We start from the raw sequence: 21,953 nt of genomic DNA on the forward strand, positions 1-21,953 counted from the left end.
GACTACTATGAATAAAGCAACGACAGAATCCTTCGGTATTTAGACCGTCAACCTCCCTCGGTAATCACAAGGACCAAAAAGAAGTTATCCATTTATCACACTCTATTAGTCTTAGGGAGCATTGTTACTCTTCAACAAGAGCTTTGGCCACTACTGAATCGGTCGCTTTTTTTAGCATATCAGCCATCTCTGAACTAAATGCGAGTTCAGGTCTATGCTCTGAGCGTTTAGGTATACAAAGTTGCTTGTGAAGAGAAATAAGGTTCCGTACGCTAGTAGAAAACTTAGCATTAGCCCGACAAACTAGTTTAAAAGATTGCACAGCTTCACTCTCAACCCCAGCACACCTAACTATCCCATAAAATTGAGTCTTAAGGATGTCTTTAAAAGACTGAATCATTGCAGCAGCATCGGTTAACTCTTTGATGGATTCAGCATCAAAGAATTTTTCAGGATGCTGCGAATCTTCAATAAAGGTATAGAGCGTATTAAGGGCATCAACCCTGCTATCGATAGAACTCTTAAGGTGTGCGATGGCAAGCTTAACGTCATCACTCATAAACTCACCAGTTGGGCTAATCAAGTTAGTTCCAATTTCAAGGTCAATAGCTTCTGTTATTAACCGGCCTATCTCCACACTAGCTTTACCTTCAAGCGCTGCGATAATTTTACTCATGACTACCCGCTGTTCTATTATTTTAAAGGTATTCTATAAACTCTGATGTGCCGCGTAGCCAAACCTTGGTTTTGACAACAACAGTCCCCACACTCATCGAATCAAGAAGCCAAAAATGCCGATATTACCCGCTGCCTAAAAGTCCCGAGCCGAAGCTCATCAAGCGCGCCAAGTACGTCATCAATATTCTTCGTGCTACTTGTCGTGCTATTCCATACCAGTTTAGAACTTATTTCTTCTCGTTCTTCTAGCAACTCTTTTTCGTTTAGACGGTTGCGCTTAGTGTCAGGATCGGCTTCTGCAAACCTTTCCCACTTTGCATACATACACGACTCAGGGATATCTTGTTCAATCCTCTCGGCATACTCGATCAAGCTTTGTTCAGCAAAGGTGAATAACCACGCTTGTTGATTTGTCGCGCAGTTCACACGAAGAATTCGGCCTAAGACTTGCCTAAAATACAATTCGGTTTTGACCGAACTCATGTGGCAACATACTTGAAGACGCGGAATATCGGTCCCTTCACTAATCATACCAACGCTAACAATCCACTGAGTGTCACTTTGTCTGTACCTTTCAATCTCAGCTAAAGGTTCTTCATGCCGATAGGTCACTATTGAGACCGATTGAGCGTACTTTTCAGAAAGTACCTTTCTAATTGTTTGTGCATGCTGAACTGATGCGGCAACAACTAACCCTCCAGCCGCTGGGGTTCGAGAGCGGATTTCTGTAAGCTTTTTGCAACCTAATCCAAGCAAGTACTCCATCGCATCTTCATTATGAATGATGCTTTGATAAGAGGTCTTAGTCTGCTTAATCATTTCTAATATTGAAGAGAAAGACTCCATCTTCTCATCGTTCGTCACGGTCAAATGCTCATTATCAACCAAAACAATCTTAGGGACTCTGCAAACCTTATCGGCGATTGCTTGCTTCAGCGTGTATTGATAATCAACCAAAAGAATTCCATCTGGGTCGCTATACTCACCAAGAACAATCGGCAAAGAGTCCGAACGCCACGGAGTCCCTGAAAGCGCAAGAGTATACGTTGCGAGTCCTTGAATCTTTGCAAGGACTTGTTGCCCCCAAACATTCGCGTTTTCAATCTCTGAACCAGAACAATGGTGTATCTCATCGAAGACAACGAATACTCTGTGATTTCGCAGCGTCAGCCAAAACTCCTCATTTAGAAATTGAATCGACTGATAAGTGAGAGACCGTCCAATAGAGCCTAATCCTCCATTAAAGGTACAATTAAGAATCTGTGAAAAGGTTATCTTTATTCCGCTTGAAACCGTTAAAGAGGGGGATAAACACAATACAAGGTCAATCTTGTCCTCTTGCAGTAATCTTGAAGCAACCGTCGCAGCCAATACCGTTTTTCCTGCCCCAGGCGTTGCTTGGCAGAAGAAGTGCTGCTGGCTTGAGCTGTATTTATGTAACGCCTTCTCTGAGCACTCTGCTTGCCATTGCCTTAGCACGACGGATTGTCCTCTGAGAGTGTTTTGAGAACACTAGTTAGTACATTTACGCTGCCCAACAATTGTCCTGAATGTTCTTTTGCTTGTTCAAGAAGTGGGATTAACCTCGGTTCTAGTTCAGGAAAACGACCGCAGAGAGATTGATACTCATTAATCTCCCCTAAAACAATCTCTAGCTCACCTTTGTACTGATTGCATTCGTGTCTTAGTACCGAATAATCAGAAGCAGCGGAAAGGGTAGCCTTAGTGTTTTCTGATCCAATATAGACTTGAAGACCTTTAAATAAGTCCGTTTGAAAGTATCGTTTTTGCTGCCCCGTCCCCTCAACTCGAAGCCAATTGTTCTTAACCAAACGTAGGAGTTGACGGTAAACCTTACGACGAGCATCATCCAGATCAACATAGGAGTCATCAATGGAAACAAATGCATCTCTTAGTTCAACAACTAAAAAACCATCCATCTCTTTTTCGATCAATAACTTGTGCATTTCATTACTGATTTTTATACAACGCTTCATGTACTGCATATACCATTAAAATACTAAGGATTGCTTAGTATACAGAAATCGGTAAAACTAAGAAAATCTTAGTTACGATGAGATTAGAGATATGAAACTCAAGTGCCATTCGAAAACCCAATTCCCGTGCGGCTCAAAGAAGCACGCAAAAAAGCAAACCTCTCTCAAAAAGCGTTGGGAGGGCGTATAGGTATGGATGAAAGCTCTGCTAGCCCTAGAATGAATCAATATGAGAAGGGTAAACATACTCCAGACGTACAAACCTTAAAGCTATTAGCCAACGAATTAGGTGTGCCGTTAAGTTATTTCTTTTGTGAAGATGAGATTTCTGCTGAGTTAGCAGTGAACCTGAACAGGCTCTCTGAAAAGGATAAGCAGAAGGTTCTTGATATGACTGCTCGACTGATTGATGAATCGTGGGAGGGTAGTAGTTCGTAAGCTCGTTAAGCGGTTTTAAATCAGAGCCAGTGCCGTTAGCACCAGCCCTATTAATAAATTAAGAGTTACTTGCTATTTAGGTAGTCCAATACAATTTCATGGTGATCTTTAGTCTTGAACTTGTTAAACACATGCTCAAGGTTGCCTGACTCGTCAATCAAGAAGCTTGTTCTTACAACGCCCATGTTTTCACGGCCCATGAACTTCTTGAGTTGCCAAACACCGTACTTCTCACACACTTCGTGTTCTTCATCGGCTAGTAGAGTGAAGTTCAGCTCTTGCTTGTTGATAAAGTTGGTCAGTTTTTTGGGGGTGTCTGGGCTTAAACCAAGTACAACAACATTGTGTGCATCTAGTTCAGCTTTCGTGTCACGCAATCCTTGAGCCTGAACGGTACAGCCAGGCGTCGAAGCGCGTGGGTAGAAGTAGAGCAGCACTTTCTTTCCTTGAAGCTCAGAGAGGGTTACTGGGTTGCTGTCTTGGTCGTTTAATGTGAAATCTGGAGCGATTTGTCCTGCTTCGATAGCCATGGGTTATCCTTACTTTCTTTAATTTACTCTGAATCGAGCTTTGTTATTATTTCAGTGTGTAGTTTTATCTATGCTTGGTGGTGTTGTCTAGTGGTAAGTCTAAACTGGGTTTAGTTACTTTCTGAAGTTGCCTTCAACGATATTATCGGGCCTTGCTTTGACTACCTTATCCATTGCTTTTTCATGCTCACTTTCATGCAGCATCTCCATGAGTTCTTGAACCATCTTTATGTGATTAGCAGCTTGTATAGCTAATGCTTGCTCATGGCTTCTAGCTAGATCTAGATACTCCTTTTTCTTTTTATTTGCTTGAGTCTTATCGCTTTTTAGTTGTTTCACTTCCGCTTGTAATACATCAATAGGTGATTGGCTTGAGTTATCCTGAGCCGCGCGAGCTTCAAGTGATTTACTCTCCACCATGACTCGAACATCCTCATGTCTTCGTAGTGCGCCTACCGAAAGACCTGCTTCCTTCTCAACGGTGCTATTGTTGATTTTTAGTTTGCCCTCTCGGGCTTTTTTCCTTAGCTCTCGGTTTTCTGGACTACCATCTAACAGTCGCCCTAGGGCTTTTACCAGTTTGCTTTTAGTTGCTTGTGTCATTACGCAGTCACTCCGAAAGGAATCAGCAGATTTTCTACTTCTTGTGGTATCTCAACAGGCTCATAACTGATATCTAAGTCATTCATAATGCGCTCGGCAGCCGTGATTTTGATATACGCTTCTGCCGCCGTTTGAGGCGTTAATTCATCATGTTCAATATCCCATAGCATATTGATTTCAGCCTCTTTGCGTTTGGCCTCGGCAAAAACGGCATCGACTATGTAGTCGTTCTTACAGTCCACACACTCTAAAAGGTTGACTTGTGTGCGTAGACTACAACCTGTAGAAGTGCAGTAAACACCAGGGGCGACGGCATGAATGTGACGCTTTTGGTCCTGGATTTGTTTTTTCCAGTAATTGAGCGATAGCATGTCATCATCAACTTTATCTTTAAACAGGTTGTGCTTAGCCTTCATCATGTTTTTGGCAAACTCTTTACCTTTACCGCCAGCGACACGTTCTTTATTCGCCAGTTTCTTGTAGATGTTTAGATAGACCTGCGCTTTTTGAACAATCCTTTCTTCATCAATGGCGTGGACCAAGCTTTGTTTTTGCTTTCTGATTTTCTGAAATTTACTGGCGTTCTTAGCGTAATGTCTTGTCATCGCCATCGATACATGGCTGAACTGCTGCTTGAGTTGTGGAAACGCACAAAGCTCGAAGCCGATAAGGTAGTAGGCAAACGAGCGGCGCAGTTGGTGGGCTGTGAATATATAATCATCACCCACAGTAAACGAGAGGTTAGAGTCGGAAACCTTCAAATCAATCACATCATCATTGGTTAGCGCAAGTTTCTCCCCCAGTGCGCCTTCAAACCAATCCGTAATATGGTTTCCGAGTTGGTTTTTAAGAACTGCACCACAGTCCTCTCTTACCTTATGGAAAAACGCTTGACTGTCTGGGTGGCGCTCTCTAAGTGGTTCGTGTAAAGCCTGCAATATCTCGTAAGCTTTTTTTCCGACTTCAGTAGTGACAAACTCATCTTGCTTTGACTGAGAGCCTTTGGTGGTCTTTGATAGGTCTGCATGAATAATATGAATGGTTTGCTTAGATATAGTTTCTTCTGAGCACCCACTCGCGGTATGAAGGTGAAAGATTTCATCAGAGCGCATGCCCGTTCGAGACATTAGCGCCCAGAGGCAGCCGCCGTTGAGCTGTTTAAAAAGTGACTGAGCCTCAATTAGACTTGCTACTTCCCTTGTTCCTACCCTTAATCTTCTATCAGGGTGGAATTTGTCGATGTAAGCACCTTTGATTTGAGGTTTGTGCTTATAGAGTAACTCAAGGGTTGCTGCTTCTGAGGGGCAGTTTATCGCTAGAAAAGCCGCTTGAAAGGCTATGACTCTTTCTCTACCAACTTCTCTTGTTTTACTTAAATACCACTTGAGTCCGCCATTTTTTAACTTTGGCTCATCACTGACAAGGTATTTGGCGTACCCTTGATAGCTCTTATCAAAGTAGGTTGCAATATAATCTGATAACTTGCTCAGTTCATCTCGGATCGGGTACAGCTCGTCAACTAATGCTTCTGATTCTTGCAGTCCCCAATAATATAATCGCTGAGGGACAACTGTGTATTGCTGGGCGTCTTTAAGAGTTAAGCCAAAATCTGATGCGTTTGTTTTTTTCGTCAGAGCAACGATAAACGGTAAGCCTTTTGACTCGATGTAAATTTTATTGAGAGCAGAATAGGTTGGTTCTCTTTCAAAATCGATATCGGTGAAATCGCTCAGCACCCAAGACTCTAATCGGTTAAAATTCAAAAACTCAAAGCTGTTGTAGCCTTCACTCAAAAGAGGTGGAATGAACTTTTTTAACACGTTGACGGTACAGTAAATGGAATCAAAAGAGTAGTATTTGGGAGAGAGCCACATCATATTCAAAGCAAGCGCCATCAATTGATTTCTAAGGTTGCGCTCCATCACTTTTCCATTAAGCGAGAAGTCTAGTGTGGATATTTTGGTATAGTTGGGTTCAAAGAACGATTGAAGCTTTCGCCACGCATCATTGTTCCCAATTTTACCTAGTGATTCGCCAGTGACGCTAAAGCCAATATCTAGCGTTTCCAAATAATCCCAATCCCCCGACTTAATCGCAGGCCTTAATACGTCGTTCAGGTAGTTTGTGTAGCTGCCAACGTTATTTTGCGCATTTATGATGGCATTTTGTCGGGCAAGATCATGCTTAGGTAGCTTTATCATGGCAGACTCCTAATTAACGATATAAAGCCAAAATGGCGTGGTCAGTGGATACCCTTGGATGACGACCGTTTTTGTTAAACATCGCCATAGCATCTTCGTACACATCTTGACTTGCCCCGTCCAGGGTGAACTCAAAAGCGGCTATCTTTTCATGTACCTCTTCTTTTGCATTGGGGTACTGAGCTAAGGCTTCTTTCAGCACATCAATAAAAGAAATAAGTTTATAGATGGATTGAACCTCATCAACGGCTTTGGCAGACTGACATTTATGGCACATATCGTACTCGGTACAAGGCAGTGTCAAGCCCATTGCGTTGTTGGTTTCGCGCTGCGTGTCTTTACCGCCTGTAATGCTTTGCTGCCCATTACAATGAATGCCATTTGGATTCGTTTTAGCTCTTTCTTCCTCTTGTTTCTTTTTCCATTCATCATGTGCCAGCATTGTAATGCCGAGTTTGGTCACAACCATAGCTTTCGCTTGCTCTAAACTTGTGCCTTCGCCCAATTGCTCCATGACTTGCATGGCTTGTGAGATAATGACCTTGTTTAGTCTCGCGTCACCATTGGTATAATGCTTATCTATGGTTTCAAGTAGATTTTGAAGGAGACTCTGAACACCGCCTTTACCATTATCGGAGTACACTTGGTTGCTGGTCATTTCTCTCCAACGGCTTGATTGAAGTGAAATGAAGTATTCATTTGTCTCAATTGACCATCGATTCATTTGGCTGGATGTGATAGGGCTAATCCCGTCCCAGTCTTTAGGGGCTTGGTTTTCATGACCTCGTTTGAGTAGCAGTCGCTCATATTTAGGGTATTGTTTGTCTGCTAGCTCTGTGGCGAATTGTTCAATATCTTGAATTAACGTCTTATCCGCAGCAGAGATAGAGAAGCAATGGCTTGCACCATCTCGGTATTTTAATGAAATATTGATGTTTCCATCGGAATCTTTCTCTGAGTAGGAAAGTGGCAGCAGGATGCCTTTGAGTGGCAAGTCTGTGTAACACGATAAAATGCAGTAGGCGGTATTGGTTGCGCCTTTTGTGGCATGCATTTTTGAGCATGGGTGAGTCACTTTGCTTACGACTATTCTACCATGCTTATGGGTCTTTTTTTTAAGCTCGATAATATGTTGGTTTCGATAGCTATAAAACAGCTCTTTAAACCATGGAATAATGGATGCTCGAGTGGGTGAGAGTAGGTTTAATTTCACCATCAGACTTTTGTTTAATTCTATTAAATTAAACGTTTCGCTTTTCTCCCCCAGGTTATTGAGAGCGAAGAGTAACCCTGAACCTTCTTCGCTACCGCCGTACAGAGCTGAAAGTGTCTCAAGGGTTTTAATAAACTTCACACCATCACGCTTCTCAACATCGAAGCTCTGATTGGTTAGAACGGCGTCTACTTCTTTGTTTGCTCGTGCTTTAAAGCTCGATACCTTGACCACCTGCAAGCCCTTATCCCGTTCATCAGTATGAATTGTAATTGGATGAGCGATGCCCTGTATGTCGCTATCGTTCAATGAGGTGAAAAAACACATTAGGTGATAAGCCGCCCCCATCACCATGTTAAACGCAGCGGAAGCTCTTACAGACGTGCCATTCTGGCTTGATCCATGTGTTCGTGTTTTTAGAGAGGTTTGAATCGAAATGACTTCTTGGTACCCATTCAAATCAATAACGATAGGCAGTTCATCAGGCAGTTCTAGATTTTCTTTTTTTGCAGCAATGAGCTGCGGGGCTAAGGTGAAAAACAACTCACTCAATCGAGTGACAAGGACTTTCTCCTCAGCATCAGAATAGCCTTGGTTTGGTATTCCTTCACCATTAAATCCTCGATGCAGGAGCGCCCATGAATCAGCGGGTAATCCACACCATATAAGGGCTATGCGAAGTGCTGAAACGATGCCAGGTGTTGAGTTTTCTTTAATGCCAAGCTCATCCCCATGTTGCCTTTCCCACAACTTTTTTGATGGGTGGTACGTTTTTATGCGATGCCGTAACTCACCATCATTCCCCGCGAATTTTAAATAGCCTTCCTCTGATAATGGGTTAACTTTCACAGCATCACAAAAGACGATGAAAGCGCGCAAGCACTCATAAGTTCTCACGACCGTTGATACACGGTTACCATTATCAACATACTGCTTGGCTTTTTTGCAAAAGCTTCTCAAGTATGGTGTACGGCTTTCAATTTTATCGTTATCGCGGTTGGTGCCAAGGTACAACAAATGTGAGACATCAAACTCTGTGACTGCTCTGTTTCTAGAGCTCTTGTAAGGGATAGTAAGACGTAATGGAATCACATTTTTACTATTTCTAACGTGCCTGGCTGTCTTTGAGTTTTTTGCGAGTGGGCTTTTTGCCATGCTACCAACCCCCGTTTATCTTGTTGTTTTTACTCTTTGCGACTCTCAATTGGTCGTCAAGCTTATTCATGAACTTAATATACTTTTCAGTTGTTGAGGTGCTTGCATGGCCCATTAGCTCTGCTAACTCATCCATCAGAAAGTCATAGGCAACCTGTCGCTTTTGATATTCACTCCAAAGCCAATGGGTGGCAAAGGTTGAACGCAAATCGTGAACTCGGTAGTACCAACTAGATTCTATCCCTCGGATGCGCTTTCTTAGTTCCCCAAAATGTACTTCAAGTGTGTTTTCTGTGTACGGGCGGCCTTTATTAGAGACAAAAAGGTAATCAGTGGAATCTAGCTCTTCTTTAGAATCAATCAGCTCTTTACGTCTGATAAGGTTCTTTTGTCGTTGTTTACTTTCTTTGTATTGCTCTAATTCTTCATAAAGCGCTATAGGGATTTCAACAGTACGTTCCTTACTGCCTTTAGTGTGTGTAATGTGAACGGAGACAACTTCGAGTTCACTAAAATCAGTGTGACCAATATTGTGTGCGGGGAAGTGCGTGGCTTCATCAATCCTAAGTCCTGACTCCTCACAAAGTCTAAGCATTAAGGATACAGCTTTTGGCAACGTACCTATGTGTTGATAGAACAGTTCTTTATGATCGAACGTCATAGGCTTTAACTTTTTATAAGCAGGCGTTTTATCGTTCTTGGGAAACATCTTCATGATGTTTGAGATTTCATAGACTCGCTTTGCGCCAGATTGGGTATGAGCAAGCATGTCGTGCTGATTGATACCTTCGTAACTCTCAACCTTACTGAAGTGTGTTAATACGTGTTCATCATCATTTTTGAGGTAACCGTATTTTTGCATCCACTTATAAAAGCCAATCACAGCGCCCATATAGCTTCTTGCAGAGCTAAGTGAGTATGCTTCGTCACCGGTTGCGCTTAGTTTGGCACGGCAGTTTGTTAAAAGGTGTTCTGCAAAGCGCCATGGCGCACCTTCTTCTTCATACTTCGATAGTGTTTTATACGTTAAATATTCAGGTGGTATCTCATTATCGTCTTCATCAGGTTGAGGGTGATGGGTGGAATCTAAGTAGCGAGTAAAAGCCAGTAAGCCTTTGGCAATTGAGTCAGTGTCCTTGACGGCACCATCACCACGCAGTTTAGAGACGAGGTAAAGAGATTGTGGGTAAACAACACTCCCATCAGGCGCAATGATAATATCTGTTTTCTTTAGGCGTGTTTCAATACTGGAAGGAGAAAGGTAGGGTGAATAAGTCACCTCTCCTGAGTCAGCATTGATGCTCTCTGAAACTTTAAGCTTTGCTAATGTATCTACCTCTATGGAAAGCAATCGGTAGTCATCATAAATATCAGAATGTTTTTCATCATGTGTTTCTATCACAAAACAACCCTCAATATGTTACCCACATATCAAAGATAGATTTGTCATAAAAAACGATCAAGGTTTTATGTCATAAAAATTATTCAAGGGTGAATTTTTTCTCGCCCCAAACGCCAAACTGTTCAGCAACGCTGTGGTCTTCATCAGATAGCAGGGTGAAGTTTAGAGATTTCTTCTCAACGAAGTTTGGTAGACGTTTTACTGGGTCAACACTCACACCTAGAACAACCACGTTTAGGTCATCAAGCTGTGTTTTGATATCACGCAGGCCTTCCGCTTGCACAATACAACCTGGAGTCATTGCTTTAGGGTAAAAATAGAAAAGTACTTTTTTACCTTTGAAGTCACCAAGAGATACGATATTGCCATCTTGATCTGGAAGAGAAAAAGCAGGTGCTGGAACACCAGCCGTTAGCGTATTCATGACATTTCCTTTTTAAAGACTGTTTTTGATAAAGTTGAGCGAGCCTTGGACTGATAGGCTCTGACACAGCGAATCGAATTCTTCTTGTAGCTGCATCAAGTTACATTCTGATTGCACAGAAGCGGTAATAGAGATATGGAATTGGTCGTTGTCGAGTTGAACCTTAGATTTATTGATGGTTCGTGCACTTAACGAATCGAGGCCGATGTTTCGGTCTGCGAAGAACTGGGTAAACTGCTCAGTAAGTCCGATTTTATCGTCTGACTCAACGAACACCTCTACTGTGTAAGAGTTCTCAATAACATCATGAGTTGAGGTTCGCTTCATAATCGTAATCAAGTCGTGCTCTTGTCCAAGCAAGGGCAAGGTGGTTTCAACGCGGGTAATGTTGTTTGCCTTTCCAGACAGCAGCATGATAAGCGTAAATTCTTCGCCAAACAGGGCGATACGGCTATCAATAATGTTACAGCCTGATTGGGTGACTAAATGAACCACTTGGTTGCATACACCTGGGCGATCAGTGCCCACAGCTGTGATTACTAGATGTTGAGTCATAAAATCACGTCTCTTTATATTCCATTGATTCATGCATGTTAGCACAGTTAGCTCGTGGAATAAGCGTGCGTGCGGGGCTTTTTATGTGCGACCTTGCTTCGAACATGCAACCAATGATAAGAATATCGAGCGCGTTAAAAAATGAGATAGAGCGATGAGAGCACAGCTTACTTGTTACTGACATCCAGTGATGTGCTATCCGCTAGATTGAGTGCAGGTTACCCAAATTCTAGGTAGAACGCCGTTAGAAGTCGTTTTACCTCAAACATACGACAATATTTAATGCAGATGTTGCCGGTAAGCCACTTTAATGTCTTGTGTTTATTGATTGGCTTACAGTAACATGCAAAAAGAATAAATTAAGGGAGATAGACATGTTTTCAGGAAGTATCGTTGCGCTAGTTACGCCATTTAATACAGATGGTGAAGTGGATTTCGACAGCCTTAAAAAGTTAGTTGAGCACCATATTGCTGCAGGTAGTGATGGTCTGGTTGCGGTTGGCACAACAGGTGAGTCTTCAACACTCACTATTGAAGAGCATGTCAAAGTCGTCAACAAGATCGTTGAATTTGCTGATGGTCGTATTCCCGTTATCGCTGGTACAGGTGCAAATGCAACTCATGAATCTGTTCTATTCAGCCGTTTGTTGAATGGTTCTGGTATTGCTGGTTGCCTGAGCGTAACGCCTTACTACAACAAACCGACTCAAGAAGGTTTGTACCAACACTACAAAGCGATTGCTGAAGTCAGTGACGTTCCACAAATTCTATACAATGTTCCAGGTCGTACTGCGGTAGACTTGTTGCCAGAAACGGTTGCTCGTCTTGCTGAGATCGAAAACATCGTTGCACTGAAAGATGCGACGGGTGATCTCGACAGAATTGCAATTCACCGTGAACTTTGTGGCGAAGACTTTATCTTACTAAGTGGTGATGACTTAACAGGCCTAGAATTTGTTAAGCGTGGTGGCGATGGCGTGATCTCTGTAACGAACAATGTTGCAGCCGCTGATATGGCAACCATGTTCAAGCTAGCAAAAGAAGGTAAGTTTGAAGAAGCGGAAGCGATCAATGAGCGTTTGATGCCTCTACATAAGAATTTGTTCGTTGAGTCTAACCCTATTCCCGTAAAATGGGCGGTTCATAAAATGGGTCTGATTGCTGAAGGTGGCTTACGTCTACCGCTGACTGAACTGTCAGAGCCAGCTCAACCTGTTGTTGCTCAAGCAATGACTGAAGCGTGCATTTACTAAAACGTATGAAGTGATGCCGAAGCGAACCTTCGGCATTTAGGAGTATAAATGAAGTATTCTCACCAGCTAGTGATTGGGTCACTGGCTGTTTTCGTTCTTACAGCATGTTCTGGCAACCCGACTCAACGTCGCCAAGCCAAAGATGATTTCGAATACTTAGAAACACCTGAGTTTTCACAATGGCAATTGCCTGTAGATGCTCAGCCTCAGTTCTACCCAAATTTTGACATCCCAAGCGGTGAATTCAGTGGTGGTACTGGTCGTGAAGTGGATATTCGTCCACCGCAACAGGTTCTTGAACTGATCCCGGGTGCTCGTGCTGAGCGTCAAAACGGTGAAGTGACACTATGGCTTCTTCGCGCAGAAGAGGCAGACCGCGTGTGGCAAACGGCTGTAGATATGCTGGCTCAACGTGGTATTGGTATTCGTGAGCAATCAGAGAATGAGATTGAGACCGATTGGGTAACTTGGGTTTCTGAAGATGAAGACGTAGAGATTGGTAGTCGTTACTCTATCTCTCGCTTCCAAGCAAACAACCGTCATGGCTTCAAGATTAATCTGATTGATTGGCGTGAAGGTACTGAAGAGAAAACAGTAACGGCAACCAATAAAGAGCGTTACAACGCGTTCCTGACCAACCTAGTTATGGCTAAGTACGATGAAAACCTTCGTGCTGAAGCGGCGCTGAAAGCGCAAGAGTTGGTGAAGCGTATTCCAATTTCAATGGGTGCTGACCGTAGTGGTTTCCCTGTGATTATTGCTCGTACGCCATACAATGTATTCTGGCAGCGTCTGCCTAACTTGTTGCCTGAAATGGGCTTTGAGCTTGAAGAACGCAATCAATCTCAGGGTACGGTGAAGGCGAAGTACGCAGCACCAGATGATGAGTTCTGGGAAGAAATTGGCCTACAGCCTATCGACTTAGCGCCAGGCACTTACAACTTCCTATTTGGTGACCTTGGCAACCGTACGTCAATCAACGTAACGGATGCATCAGGTAAGCCAGTAGAAGAAGAGCTGCTTAAGTCTATGGTTCCGGTATTAGCGCATATTGCTGACCAAACCAAAGATGACAAAGAAGCGAAAGCTGAGTAGTCATTCAAGCCGTCACAAGCTGAGTTAAATCAGCCTTGTGATTAGCAAAAGCAAATAAAAAAGAGGACACACTGTGTCCTCTTTTTTATTGTATTCGTTGTCATCAGGCTACATTGGTCAATCAAGCTGATTAGCCAAAGCAAAAGGCTATGCGTCTTTATTGTCTTTGGATTCTTCTTTTTCAGCTTTCTCTTGGTTAAGTTTATCCGAGCGATTGAGCTTATCTAAATCTCGCTCAGTTTTACCACGCCCCGTCAGATCCATATTGGCTGTCTGTTTGAGCGCTGCGATGTTACCCACAACAACGCTAACTACGATGATGATGATAACCCAAGGGTTTGTAAGCCACTCCAACATAAGCGCTCCTAATGACTGATATTCGCTACGAAGCGTGCATAGATCTCGTCTAGCTGCTCCATAATAATCTCATACCCTAATACTGGCTTAGATTGGAGTTGCTTGCCAAGTAAAGTCGGAGATAACTGTGATAAACACGACTCCGATACTTTGCGATGGCTGATATGCCATGGTTCGATCGCCACACCACCCAAATCTTGGCTGTAAGGAAAGAAGAAACCAAATTGTGCAGCATGAACTGATAGCCATTGGTAAAACGATTGCTGGTGGCCAGTAAGGTATTCCCATGGTTCTAATTGCAGATGTATGCCTTCAGGTAAGTGGTTACGAGCAAAGACATCGAAGTCACAACCCCAATGATGACGACTCGCGCCGGGAAGCGCAGACCATCTCAGGATAGCCGATAGCTTTTGTTGTTCGGTCAGTTTTGAAGCATCAAGAGGTTGGCTTTCTGAATCTAATATCGGAGCTTCGCCAGAAAACTTACGGTTCCAAATCAGAGATTGCCTTTCATAGTCGCGAAAGCCACTGGCAATCTCCATTTTAAAACCAGCGAGCTGAGCAGCTTCAATCAAATTATTCAGGTCATTCTTAACCTCACTGTGGACCAAGAAGGTCTTGGTGCCGATCAGGCTAGGCTCTAGATGAGAATCTGATTGTCCGGTAAGCTGCTCTGGTGTCATAACGAGTCTCTCAATAATTGGATGCTATGAATCGCTGATGAAAGACTATTTAGCGAATAGGTTCACTAATGTTCTTTCGTACATGTCAGTTAGCTTTTCTAAATCGGCTACCTTCACGCATTCGTTAACCTTGTGAATCGTTGCATTCACAGGGCCTAGTTCAACCACTTGTCCGCCCATACGTGCAATAAAGCGACCATCAGATGTACCGCCAGTCGTTAGCAGTGCTGGTTTCACATCATTGACGTGACCCACTGCATCAACAATAGCATCAAGCAGTGAACCTGCGTCTGTTAAGAACGGGTCGCCATTGAATGTCCATCTTAGGTCGTATTCGAAATCATACTTGTCGAGTGTCGTTGTGATGCGCTCAACGATGATGTCGTTGCTTAACTCTGTACTAAAGCGTAGGTTAAACTGAACATTAAACTCACCAGGGATCACGTTTGAAGCACCAGTACCCGCACTCACATTTGGAATTTGGAAACTGGTTGGCGGGAAGTAATCATTACCTTTATCCCACTCAGTTGTTGCTAGCTCATTAATAGCAAGCAGAGAGCTGTGTACTGGGTTGTTTGCTAGGTGAGGGTAGGCAACATGACCTTGTGTGCCTTTAATCGTTAGGTCGCCAGTGATAGAGCCACGACGGCCGTTCTTCACGACATCACCCACGAACTCAGTGCTCGATGGTTCACCAACGATACACATATCGATGTTTTCACCGCGCGCCATTAATGCTTCAACAACACGTACAGTACCGTTGATGAAAGGACCTTCCTCATCTGAAGTGATCAGGAAACCAATTGAGCCTGTGTGGTCTGGGTGTTTGGCAATGAACTGCTCGACGGCAACAATCATTGAAGCCAGAGAGCCTTTCATATCAGCAGCGCCACGGCCATGTAGGAAACCGTCTACGATAGTCGGTTCGAATGGTTTAGTGTTCCACTGTTCGATTGGGCCTGCAGGTACCACATCAGTGTGACCAGCAAAAGCAAACAGAGGCGCTTCAGTACCACGACGAGCCCAGAAGTTGGTCGTATCTTCAAATACCATCACTTCGATTTTAAAACCGAGTGCTTTTAAGCGTTCAATCATCAGGTCTTGGCAGCCTGCATCTTCTGGTGTTACCGATTGACGGCTGATTAGGTCTTTTGCCAGAGCCAAAGTTGGGCTATCTGTCATCCTTGAATTCCTTGTTTAAATAAAACGTCTAGTCATTAATTTTTAGAAGCTGATTCAATGATCAACGTCCAGTTGTCTGTCTATGTAAATACAACGATCTAAGCAAAAATAGCCGCGTATTGGTCGGCTTTAAATCCGATGTGAAGCTTACCTTCAACTTTTAAGATTGGGCGCTTGATCATGGCAGGTTGTTCAACTAGCAAAGTCACCGCTTTTTCTTCTGTTAGGGTGTCTTTCTGTTCTTGAGAAAGTTGGCGATAAGTCGTACCACGTTTGTTTAGCACAAGCTCCCAACCTAGCTCAGAGCAGAAGCTTGTTACTAGCTCTTCTGTGATGCCTTGTTTGCGATAATCGTGAAATTCGAACTCGATACCTTCAGCTTCGAGCCATTTCTTTGCTTTTTTAATGGTGTCGCAATTTGGGATACCAAACATGGTGATAGTCATTATTCTTCCTTTGAGTGATTTTATTTCATTGTTATGAGTTGAATCCTATCAGGAAGCAGCAACTCAGACAAAATAGAGTGATGAATATTTCATAGAGTGAAAAAAAAGCGTAAGAAAATGTCACTATTGGAGACTTATTGATCAGCCTCAACATGTTGTCAGCGAAAAAAGAAATAATTGAGCTGCACATATATAGGAGGTGTCAATGGAGTTGAGTCCTGTTTTTGCAAGGCGGCTATATTTAGCATTGTTAGTGGAAAGCCTTGATAGGCCAAATGTGCCTAAACTCATCGAAAAAACGGGGTGGCCTCGTCGTACTATTCAAGATGTACTCAAGGCGTTACCGGGGATCGGTATCGAACTTATGTTTGTTCAAGATGGGCGACGTCATAATGATGGCTATTACCAGTTATCCGACTGGGGGCCATTTGACAGTCAATGGGTTATCCAGCGTAAAGGCGATATAGCAACAAGCCTTGGATTTAGTGCATAAGCCAGCGAAAGCTGGCTTTCTTTTTTTAGAATAGAAATAGTAGGGAGCATCTCGCTAATATGAGTTGTGAGCTACCCCATTACGTTTCTATTTACTTACACAGATAGGCAGTTCCCAGCATAGTCACGGATGTGGAAAAATCTTGGGGAAGTGTGAATATCACGGTATCTGCGCCTAGCTCAATCGTATTCGACTTGAGTTGATTCATGGCGCCTTGAATCAATGTGTCATTTGGGTAAAACAGGTAGTTGTACCAATGGCCTTCGCTGCCTGTGACTTCCCCTTTATACTGACATTTATCGATATTAATCACGCCATGGTAATCCATTTGCACGTTGGCAGCTTCGCTATGAGGCGTTGATGTCGGTGTCGTGCAACCGAGTAACACGCTACTCATAGCCAAAGCGATTAATTCCTTTTTCATACGCTTATCCTGTTATTTCATCAAATAAATCGCGAAGCCTATCCAGCTAGCGAACAATAATAACCACGGCAATTTACTGGCGTGATTTGATGTTGTTTCATTATCCAAGTCGACATTCTGTTCTTGGTCTTGGTTCGCTTGTAGAGTCTGCTTCTCTTTCTGTACGCGCTTTTTAGCTTTATCGGCTTGGCGGCTGCGTTCTTTTTGCTGTTTCTTGTACAGTGCGATGCCTTTCTCGATACCCTGAGCAATCAGTTTAGTTTGTTCTTTGGTTTGAGCTGGCTTTTGAGTCGCTTTGGCTATCTTCAGTGCTTCCTGTTGAGATTCAACAGAGGGCGTATTAGTTTTGTTTTTCATACTGAGTTCGACAATTAAAACGGATTGGCTACTAAGATAACGCAAAGCTAGTTAAGTATGAATGATTTGCGTTAAAGTGTTGGTTTGAAAATAAGTGAAAGTGAGATTTGTGCGGTACTCCATAGAACAATACGACAAGCACGGCTTTTTGAAAGCTCCAATCTTGCTCTGGCTAGGTTGGTTGTTTCTTGCGAAAGCCTTGGTCGTTTTCATTGTTGCAGGCGCAAGCCGAGAATCGGGAACCGATATTCTTGAGATAATCTACCCAGACCATCAGATGTTTTATGTCGGGATCGCGTTGAGTGTGCCTAGTTTGCTGCTGATGTGGTTATTTGGGCTAAGATCGCCAGATAGAAAGCGCCTTAACAAAGTCGTGTCATGGGGACGTTGGGTTACCATGATGGCTATCTTGGCACAGGGCTCCCATACGATTTATTTAATCTATTTGGATAACGGATGGTTCCGTTGGTCAAATGGCATCACCCTATTGTTGCTGCTGTGGTTAGCGCTTTATCTAACCAATAGCCATGCTGCAAGGGATTGCTTTAAAGTGGTTGAGCTCGAAGACTGATTCTCATCAAAACATTTGTCCCATTCACAATTATACTTAGAATCTAAAACTGGAAGGAATAATCTATGCTTAATGTTTCAAATGAGCAGCCTAACGTTCAAAGTGCTATTTTGCCTGAAGCTGGGCCTTTCGCGCTTTACGTTCAACTTAAAGTGAACGCTAATACTGCTAATGTACTAGCAGAAATTCAAAAGCTTCCGACTCTAATCGACGAACTAAACCAAACTCAGCCTGATGCGAACTTAACGGCATCGGTTGCGTTCTCAAAAGCTTTTTGGGATAGGTTCGAGCAAGCAGCGCCCGCTGATTTGATCGACTTCCCTGTGCTGGGTGAAGGTGATATCACAGCACCGAGCACACTGTCTGACGTTCTGATTCACTGTCATTCAAACCGACATGATCTGCACTTCTTTATCTTGCGTAAATTGCTATCTGAAGTAGCAGCTGATGTTGAAGTGGTTGATGAAACTTATGGTTATCGCTTCCTAGACTCTCGTGACATGACAGACTTTGTTGATGGCACTGAAAACCCGAAAGACGCACAACGTGCTGAAGTCGCTATTGTGCCTGAGGGTGAATTCGCTGGTGGTAGTTATGTAATGGTGCAGCGTTTTGTGCATAACCTGCCAGCTTGGAATCGTTTGAATGTATCGGCACAAGAGAAAGTGATTGGCCGAACTAAACCTGATTCAATTGAGTTAGATGATGTTCCTGCGGCGTCTCACGTTGGCCGTGTGGATATCAAAGAAGAAGGCAAGGGGCTTAAGATTGTTCGCCACAGTCTACCTTACGGTACTGCTACGGGCGACCACGGCTTATTGTTCATTGCTTACTGTAACGTTCGTCATAACTTCGATGCGATGTTAGAGAGCATGTACGGCGTAACTGATGGCAAAACAGACCAACTGCTTCGCTTTACTAAAGCGGTGACTGGCGCGTATTACTTTGCTCCTTCAACTGAGATGTTGAGTGCATTAACGATTAAGTAAGTCGTCTCAAAAAGAATAAACAAAGGGAGCCTCAGGGCTCCTTTTTTATTAAAGCTTTATATGAATTGGTCGATATAAGAGCAATCGTGAGTTTTATTCCTCTTTTTGTAAGCGAAGGTCTATGGCTATAACTGTCAATACGAATGTCTCGGCGTTAGTGGCTCAGAGAAACCTCTCTAACGCTAATAACATGCTGAACCAATCTTTGGAGCGCTTAGCTTCAGGGAGCCGTATTAATAGTGCAAAAGACGATGCGGCTGGCTTACAGATCTCAAATCGATTAGAAGCACAGATGAGTGGCATTGATGTTGCTGTTCGAAATGCTAACGACGGTATCTCCATTATGCAGACTGCAGAAGGGGCGATGAATGAAACCACTAATATCATGCAGCGCATGCGAGACTTATCCCTACAAGCGAGTAACGGCTCGAATAGTTCATCGGAACGAATCGCTATTCAAGAAGAAGTCACCGCGTTAAATGACGAGCTGAATCGAATTGCCGAAACCACTTCATTCGGTGGTAAAAAACTCCTTAACGGCAGTTTTGGGCACACCTCGTTTCAAATCGGCGGCAGTTCGGGCGAAGCTGTGCAGATTGGTTTGAAAAGCATGCGTACTGATGACATCAACATGGGCGGCTTTAGCTACGTTGCTAATGGCATGGCCAGTGATTCATGGGAAGTGAAATCAAACCAGAATGATATGACGATGTCGTTTACCGATCGTTTTGGTCAGCCTCAAGAGATCACCATTAATGCGAAAGCGGGCGATGATATCGAAGAGTTGGCGACTTACATTAATGGTCAAACGGATCTCTTATCGGCTTCTGTTAATGATGACGGACAACTTCAGATTTATATGTCAGGTGAAGATACCGCGGGTACCATCTCTTTTTCAGGTTCATTAGCCAGTGAGCTTTCGATGTCAGCGGGCTATTACGAGTCAGTTAATGACATCAATGTAACGGATGTGGGTGGTGCTCAGCGCGCCGTCTCTATTTTGGATACGGCGATGAAGTATGTCGATAGCCATCGCTCTGAATTAGGGGCAATGCAAAACCGCTTTGATCATGCCATTAACAATCTTGAAAACGTTCATGAGAATTTGGCGACATCAAACAGTCGAATCAAAGATACCGACTACGCCAAAGAAACCACTCAAATGCTCAAGCAACAAATACTGCAGCAAGTGAGCACAACGATACTCGCTCAAGCCAAGCAAGCGCCGAATCTAGCTTTAACGTTATTAGGTTAATGAATTACCTACAATCTTATAAAAGCATTTCAGCTTGGCCGGTGCTTTTTGGCGAATAAAAATACAATTTCTCACTCGACTGACTTCCCGGCAACTTTAGCGATTTTCTCATCTTTTTTCGATAATTTTACGACCAGTCACGCTTTCTTCTGTTTTACCGCTATTTCTTTAAATTTGTTGTTTTTTTCCTAAAGGTTTCGCCAATCACGCCGTTATTAAAAGTAACTTAGAGATAACTACTTGGTTTTCCGAGACGTCGGAAACCGCTATACCGGAAAATCAATTGGAGAAGTCACCATGGCAGTGAATGTAAATACAAACGTTTCAGCGATGACAGCGCAACGTTACCTAAACAATGCAAACAGCGCACAACAAACATCAATGGAGCGTCTAGCTTCTGGCTCAAAAATCAACAGCGCAAAAGATGACGCTGCGGGTCTACAAATCTCGAACCGTTTGAACGTTCAAAGTCGTGGCCTTGATGTTGCTGTACGTAACGCGAACGACGGTATCTCAATTGCACAAACTGCTGAAGGTGCAATGAACGAGACGACTAACATCCTGCAACGTATGCGTGATTTGTCTCTACAATCTTCAAACGGCTCAAACTCAAAATCTGAGCGTGTAGCGATTCAAGAAGAAGTAACAGCACTGAACGACGAACTGAACCGTATCGCGGAAACGACGTCTTTTGGTGGTAACAAGCTGCTTAACGGTACTCACGGTACTAAATCATTCCAAATCGGTGCGGATAACGGTGAAGCTGTAATGCTTCAACTGAAAGACATGCGCTCTGATAACGCTCAGATGGGTGGTAAGAGCTACCAAACTGAGAACGCGAAAGACAAAGACTGGAACGTTCAAGCGGGCTCTAACGACCTAAAACTGTCGTTCACTGACAACTTCGGCCAAGCACAAGAAATCGACATCAGCGCAAAAGCGGGTGATGACATCGAAGAGCTCGCGACTTACATCAACGGTCAACAAGATTCTGTTAAAGCGTCTGTTACTGAAGACGGCAAGCTACAAATGTTCACAGGCAACAACAAAGTGAGCGGCGATGTGTCTTTCTCTGGCGGTCTTGCGGGCGAGCTAGGTATTCAAGCAGCTAAAGACGTAACGGTTGATACTATCGACGTAACATCTGTTGGCGGCGCACAAGAGTCTGTAGCAGTAATCGATGCGGCCCTTAAGTATGTAGACAGTCACCGTGCTGAGCTAGGTGCTTTCCAAAACCGTTTCGACCACGCTATCAGCAACTTAGACAACATTAACGAGAACGTTAACGCATCTAAGAGCCGTATTAAAGATACCGACTTCGCGAAAGAAACGACTCAGATGACTAAGTCTCAGATCCTTTCTCAAGCTTCAAGCTCGATTCTTGCTCAAGCGAAGCAAGCACCGAACTCGGCACTTAGCCTACTAGGTTAATCGATTGAAAAGCCACGTTGACCGATAGTGTTGACGTTAGGCTTCCACAAATTAGCTCGTGGTGAGAGATGAGCGCTAAACAGACCCAGCTTCGGCTGGGTTTTTTATTGCCTGAAATTTGGAGAAGAGAGGGGAGTTGTGGTGTTGGTAGTTGATTGGAAAGCGAGATTCCCTATCACGTTCGTGCCTCACTGTAGGGAATGACGGGAGTTGGGTATTGG

The 21,953-nt window shown here is 43.5% G+C and carries 23 protein-coding genes and 1 pseudogene; 8 read left to right on the forward strand and 16 right to left on the reverse strand.

The genetic code is table 11. From position 1 onward, the window contains the following. Positions 1-124: 124 nt before the first annotated feature. The 3 genes from AB4623_RS04380 to AB4623_RS04390 form a co-directional block, all read right to left on the reverse strand. Complete coding sequence (locus AB4623_RS04380; RefSeq protein ID WP_086774660.1) at positions 125-676, reverse strand: hypothetical protein; 552 nt, start codon at positions 674-676, stop codon at positions 125-127. A 101-nt stretch (positions 677-777) separates the two neighbouring features. Then, complete coding sequence (locus tag AB4623_RS04385; RefSeq protein WP_136999089.1) at positions 778-2,157, reverse strand: DEAD/DEAH box helicase; 1,380 nt, start codon at positions 2,155-2,157, stop codon at positions 778-780. After that, a complete protein-coding gene (locus AB4623_RS04390) occupies positions 2,151-2,663 on the reverse strand; it encodes a hypothetical protein (RefSeq protein WP_269147984.1) in 513 nt (170 codons plus the stop codon). Before AB4623_RS04390 ends, AB4623_RS04385 begins: the two co-directional genes overlap by 7 nt. A gap of 114 nt (positions 2,664-2,777) precedes the next feature. Between AB4623_RS04390 and AB4623_RS04395 the strand changes: the two genes are divergently transcribed. Beyond that, positions 2,778-3,113, forward strand: a complete 336-nt coding sequence (locus tag AB4623_RS04395; protein WP_086774657.1) for a helix-turn-helix domain-containing protein — start codon at positions 2,778-2,780, stop codon at positions 3,111-3,113. Between the two features lie 65 nt (positions 3,114-3,178). On the opposite strand, the gene bcp (AB4623_RS04400) is transcribed toward AB4623_RS04395, so the two are convergent. The 7 genes and pseudogenes from bcp (AB4623_RS04400) to AB4623_RS04430 form a co-directional block, all read right to left on the reverse strand. Then, complete coding sequence (gene bcp / locus AB4623_RS04400) at positions 3,179-3,643, reverse strand: thioredoxin-dependent thiol peroxidase (protein ID WP_086774656.1); 465 nt, start codon at positions 3,641-3,643, stop codon at positions 3,179-3,181. Between the two features lie 114 nt (positions 3,644-3,757). Then, on the reverse strand, positions 3,758-4,246 hold the full coding sequence (locus AB4623_RS04405) for a bacterioferritin comigratory protein (RefSeq protein ID WP_372145837.1): 489 nt from the start codon (positions 4,244-4,246) through the stop codon (positions 3,758-3,760). Beyond that, the gene (locus tag AB4623_RS04410) at positions 4,246-6,447 is read right to left on the reverse strand and encodes a site-specific integrase (RefSeq protein ID WP_136999087.1); all 2,202 of its coding nucleotides are present in this window, start codon (positions 6,445-6,447) and stop codon (positions 4,246-4,248) included. Before AB4623_RS04410 ends, AB4623_RS04405 begins: the two co-directional genes overlap by 1 nt. A gap of 13 nt (positions 6,448-6,460) precedes the next feature. Further along, positions 6,461-8,815 carry a hypothetical protein gene (locus AB4623_RS04415; protein ID WP_136999086.1) on the reverse strand — a complete coding sequence of 785 codons (2,355 nt, stop codon included), beginning with the start codon at positions 8,813-8,815 and terminating at the stop codon, positions 6,461-6,463. Between the two features lies 1 nt (position 8,816). Next, positions 8,817-10,217, reverse strand: a complete 1,401-nt coding sequence (locus AB4623_RS04420) for a site-specific integrase (RefSeq protein ID WP_136999085.1) — start codon at positions 10,215-10,217, stop codon at positions 8,817-8,819. A gap of 91 nt (positions 10,218-10,308) precedes the next feature. Then, a pseudogene (gene bcp / locus AB4623_RS04425) lies at positions 10,309-10,641 on the reverse strand (thioredoxin-dependent thiol peroxidase); the annotation flags it as partial. Positions 10,642-10,653: 12 nt separating this feature from the next. Next, positions 10,654-11,196: a glycine cleavage system protein R gene (locus AB4623_RS04430; RefSeq protein ID WP_017060705.1), complete on the reverse strand. Its 543-nt coding sequence runs from the start codon at positions 11,194-11,196 to the stop codon at positions 10,654-10,656. A gap of 374 nt (positions 11,197-11,570) precedes the next feature. On the opposite strand from AB4623_RS04430, the gene dapA reads away from it, so the two are divergent. Both dapA and bamC read left to right on the forward strand, forming a co-directional pair. After that, positions 11,571-12,449: a 4-hydroxy-tetrahydrodipicolinate synthase gene (gene dapA / locus AB4623_RS04435; protein ID WP_017060704.1), complete on the forward strand. Its 879-nt coding sequence runs from the start codon at positions 11,571-11,573 to the stop codon at positions 12,447-12,449. Between the two features lie 48 nt (positions 12,450-12,497). After that, entirely contained in the window at positions 12,498-13,544 is a 1,047-nt protein-coding gene (gene bamC / locus AB4623_RS04440) for an outer membrane protein assembly factor BamC (protein WP_017060703.1), read from the forward strand. Between the two features lie 147 nt (positions 13,545-13,691). On the opposite strand, the gene AB4623_RS04445 is transcribed toward bamC, so the two are convergent. From AB4623_RS04445 to AB4623_RS04460, 4 genes are all read right to left on the reverse strand, one after another. Further along, a complete protein-coding gene (locus AB4623_RS04445; RefSeq protein WP_017060702.1) occupies positions 13,692-13,901 on the reverse strand; it encodes a DUF2897 family protein in 210 nt (69 codons plus the stop codon). A gap of 8 nt (positions 13,902-13,909) precedes the next feature. Beyond that, positions 13,910-14,584, reverse strand: coding sequence for a M15 family metallopeptidase (locus tag AB4623_RS04450; protein ID WP_017063385.1), 675 nt, complete (start codon positions 14,582-14,584; stop codon positions 13,910-13,912). A gap of 45 nt (positions 14,585-14,629) precedes the next feature. After that, the gene (gene dapE, locus AB4623_RS04455) at positions 14,630-15,766 is read right to left on the reverse strand and encodes a succinyl-diaminopimelate desuccinylase (protein ID WP_372056240.1); all 1,137 of its coding nucleotides are present in this window, start codon (positions 15,764-15,766) and stop codon (positions 14,630-14,632) included. A 98-nt stretch (positions 15,767-15,864) separates the two neighbouring features. Further along, positions 15,865-16,212 carry an ArsC family reductase gene (locus AB4623_RS04460; RefSeq protein ID WP_017060699.1) on the reverse strand — a complete coding sequence of 116 codons (348 nt, stop codon included), beginning with the start codon at positions 16,210-16,212 and terminating at the stop codon, positions 15,865-15,867. A 205-nt stretch (positions 16,213-16,417) separates the two neighbouring features. Here AB4623_RS04460 and AB4623_RS04465 point away from each other — a divergent pair, with 205 nt between their 5' ends. After that, complete coding sequence (locus AB4623_RS04465; protein WP_004734273.1) at positions 16,418-16,705, forward strand: helix-turn-helix domain-containing protein; 288 nt, start codon at positions 16,418-16,420, stop codon at positions 16,703-16,705. A 91-nt stretch (positions 16,706-16,796) separates the two neighbouring features. Here the strand turns inward: AB4623_RS04465 and AB4623_RS04470 are convergent, their stop codons facing one another. Continuing rightward, entirely contained in the window at positions 16,797-17,129 is a 333-nt protein-coding gene (locus AB4623_RS04470; protein ID WP_065585044.1) for a DUF4156 domain-containing protein, read from the reverse strand. Positions 17,130-17,141: 12 nt separating this feature from the next. After that, positions 17,142-17,486 carry a DUF2956 domain-containing protein gene (locus AB4623_RS04475; protein WP_229647141.1) on the reverse strand — a complete coding sequence of 115 codons (345 nt, stop codon included), beginning with the start codon at positions 17,484-17,486 and terminating at the stop codon, positions 17,142-17,144. Between the two features lie 109 nt (positions 17,487-17,595). Here AB4623_RS04475 and AB4623_RS04480 point away from each other — a divergent pair, with 109 nt between their 5' ends. From AB4623_RS04480 to AB4623_RS04495, 4 genes are all read left to right on the forward strand, one after another. Then, positions 17,596-18,057, forward strand: coding sequence for a DUF2919 domain-containing protein (locus AB4623_RS04480; RefSeq protein WP_017060696.1), 462 nt, complete (start codon positions 17,596-17,598; stop codon positions 18,055-18,057). Positions 18,058-18,122: 65 nt separating this feature from the next. Continuing rightward, positions 18,123-19,046 carry a Dyp-type peroxidase gene (locus tag AB4623_RS04485; RefSeq protein WP_137001211.1) on the forward strand — a complete coding sequence of 308 codons (924 nt, stop codon included), beginning with the start codon at positions 18,123-18,125 and terminating at the stop codon, positions 19,044-19,046. Between the two features lie 121 nt (positions 19,047-19,167). Next, positions 19,168-20,301 (forward strand): flagellin, encoded by a 1,134-nt coding sequence (locus tag AB4623_RS04490; protein WP_017063389.1) that lies wholly within the window; start codon positions 19,168-19,170, stop codon positions 20,299-20,301. Positions 20,302-20,598: 297 nt separating this feature from the next. After that, positions 20,599-21,732 carry a flagellin gene (locus tag AB4623_RS04495; RefSeq protein ID WP_102300543.1) on the forward strand — a complete coding sequence of 378 codons (1,134 nt, stop codon included), beginning with the start codon at positions 20,599-20,601 and terminating at the stop codon, positions 21,730-21,732. The last annotated feature ends 221 nt before the right edge of the window (positions 21,733-21,953 follow it).

The organism is Vibrio sp. 10N.222.52.C12, from assembly GCF_041474215.1.
Lineage (GTDB): Bacteria > Pseudomonadota > Gammaproteobacteria > Enterobacterales > Vibrionaceae > Vibrio > Vibrio crassostreae_C.

Coding starts and splice junctions, on each gene's coding strand:
- AB4623_RS04380 (WP_086774660.1), bottom strand. CDS start 676: ATGAGTAAAATTATCGCAGCGCTTGAAGGTAAAGCTAGTGTGGAGATA.
- AB4623_RS04460 (WP_017060699.1), bottom strand. CDS start 16,212: ATGACTATCACCATGTTTGGTATCCCAAATTGCGACACCATTAAAAAA.
- AB4623_RS04495 (WP_102300543.1), top strand. CDS start 20,599: ATGGCAGTGAATGTAAATACAAACGTTTCAGCGATGACAGCGCAACGT.
- dapA (WP_017060704.1), top strand. CDS start 11,571: ATGTTTTCAGGAAGTATCGTTGCGCTAGTTACGCCATTTAATACAGAT.
- AB4623_RS04450 (WP_017063385.1), bottom strand. CDS start 14,584: ATGACACCAGAGCAGCTTACCGGACAATCAGATTCTCATCTAGAGCCT.
- AB4623_RS04430 (WP_017060705.1), bottom strand. CDS start 11,196: ATGACTCAACATCTAGTAATCACAGCTGTGGGCACTGATCGCCCAGGT.
- AB4623_RS04415 (WP_136999086.1), bottom strand. CDS start 8,815: ATGGCAAAAAGCCCACTCGCAAAAAACTCAAAGACAGCCAGGCACGTT.
- AB4623_RS04485 (WP_137001211.1), top strand. CDS start 18,123: ATGCTTAATGTTTCAAATGAGCAGCCTAACGTTCAAAGTGCTATTTTG.
- bcp (WP_086774656.1), bottom strand. CDS start 3,643: ATGGCTATCGAAGCAGGACAAATCGCTCCAGATTTCACATTAAACGAC.
- bamC (WP_017060703.1), top strand. CDS start 12,498: ATGAAGTATTCTCACCAGCTAGTGATTGGGTCACTGGCTGTTTTCGTT.
- AB4623_RS04490 (WP_017063389.1), top strand. CDS start 19,168: ATGGCTATAACTGTCAATACGAATGTCTCGGCGTTAGTGGCTCAGAGA.
- AB4623_RS04470 (WP_065585044.1), bottom strand. CDS start 17,129: ATGAAAAAGGAATTAATCGCTTTGGCTATGAGTAGCGTGTTACTCGGT.
- dapE (WP_372056240.1), bottom strand. CDS start 15,766: ATGACAGATAGCCCAACTTTGGCTCTGGCAAAAGACCTAATCAGCCGT.
- AB4623_RS04405 (WP_372145837.1), bottom strand. CDS start 4,246: ATGACACAAGCAACTAAAAGCAAACTGGTAAAAGCCCTAGGGCGACTG.
- AB4623_RS04465 (WP_004734273.1), top strand. CDS start 16,418: ATGGAGTTGAGTCCTGTTTTTGCAAGGCGGCTATATTTAGCATTGTTA.
- AB4623_RS04445 (WP_017060702.1), bottom strand. CDS start 13,901: ATGTTGGAGTGGCTTACAAACCCTTGGGTTATCATCATCATCGTAGTT.
- AB4623_RS04475 (WP_229647141.1), bottom strand. CDS start 17,486: ATGAAAAACAAAACTAATACGCCCTCTGTTGAATCTCAACAGGAAGCA.
- AB4623_RS04410 (WP_136999087.1), bottom strand. CDS start 6,447: ATGATAAAGCTACCTAAGCATGATCTTGCCCGACAAAATGCCATCATA.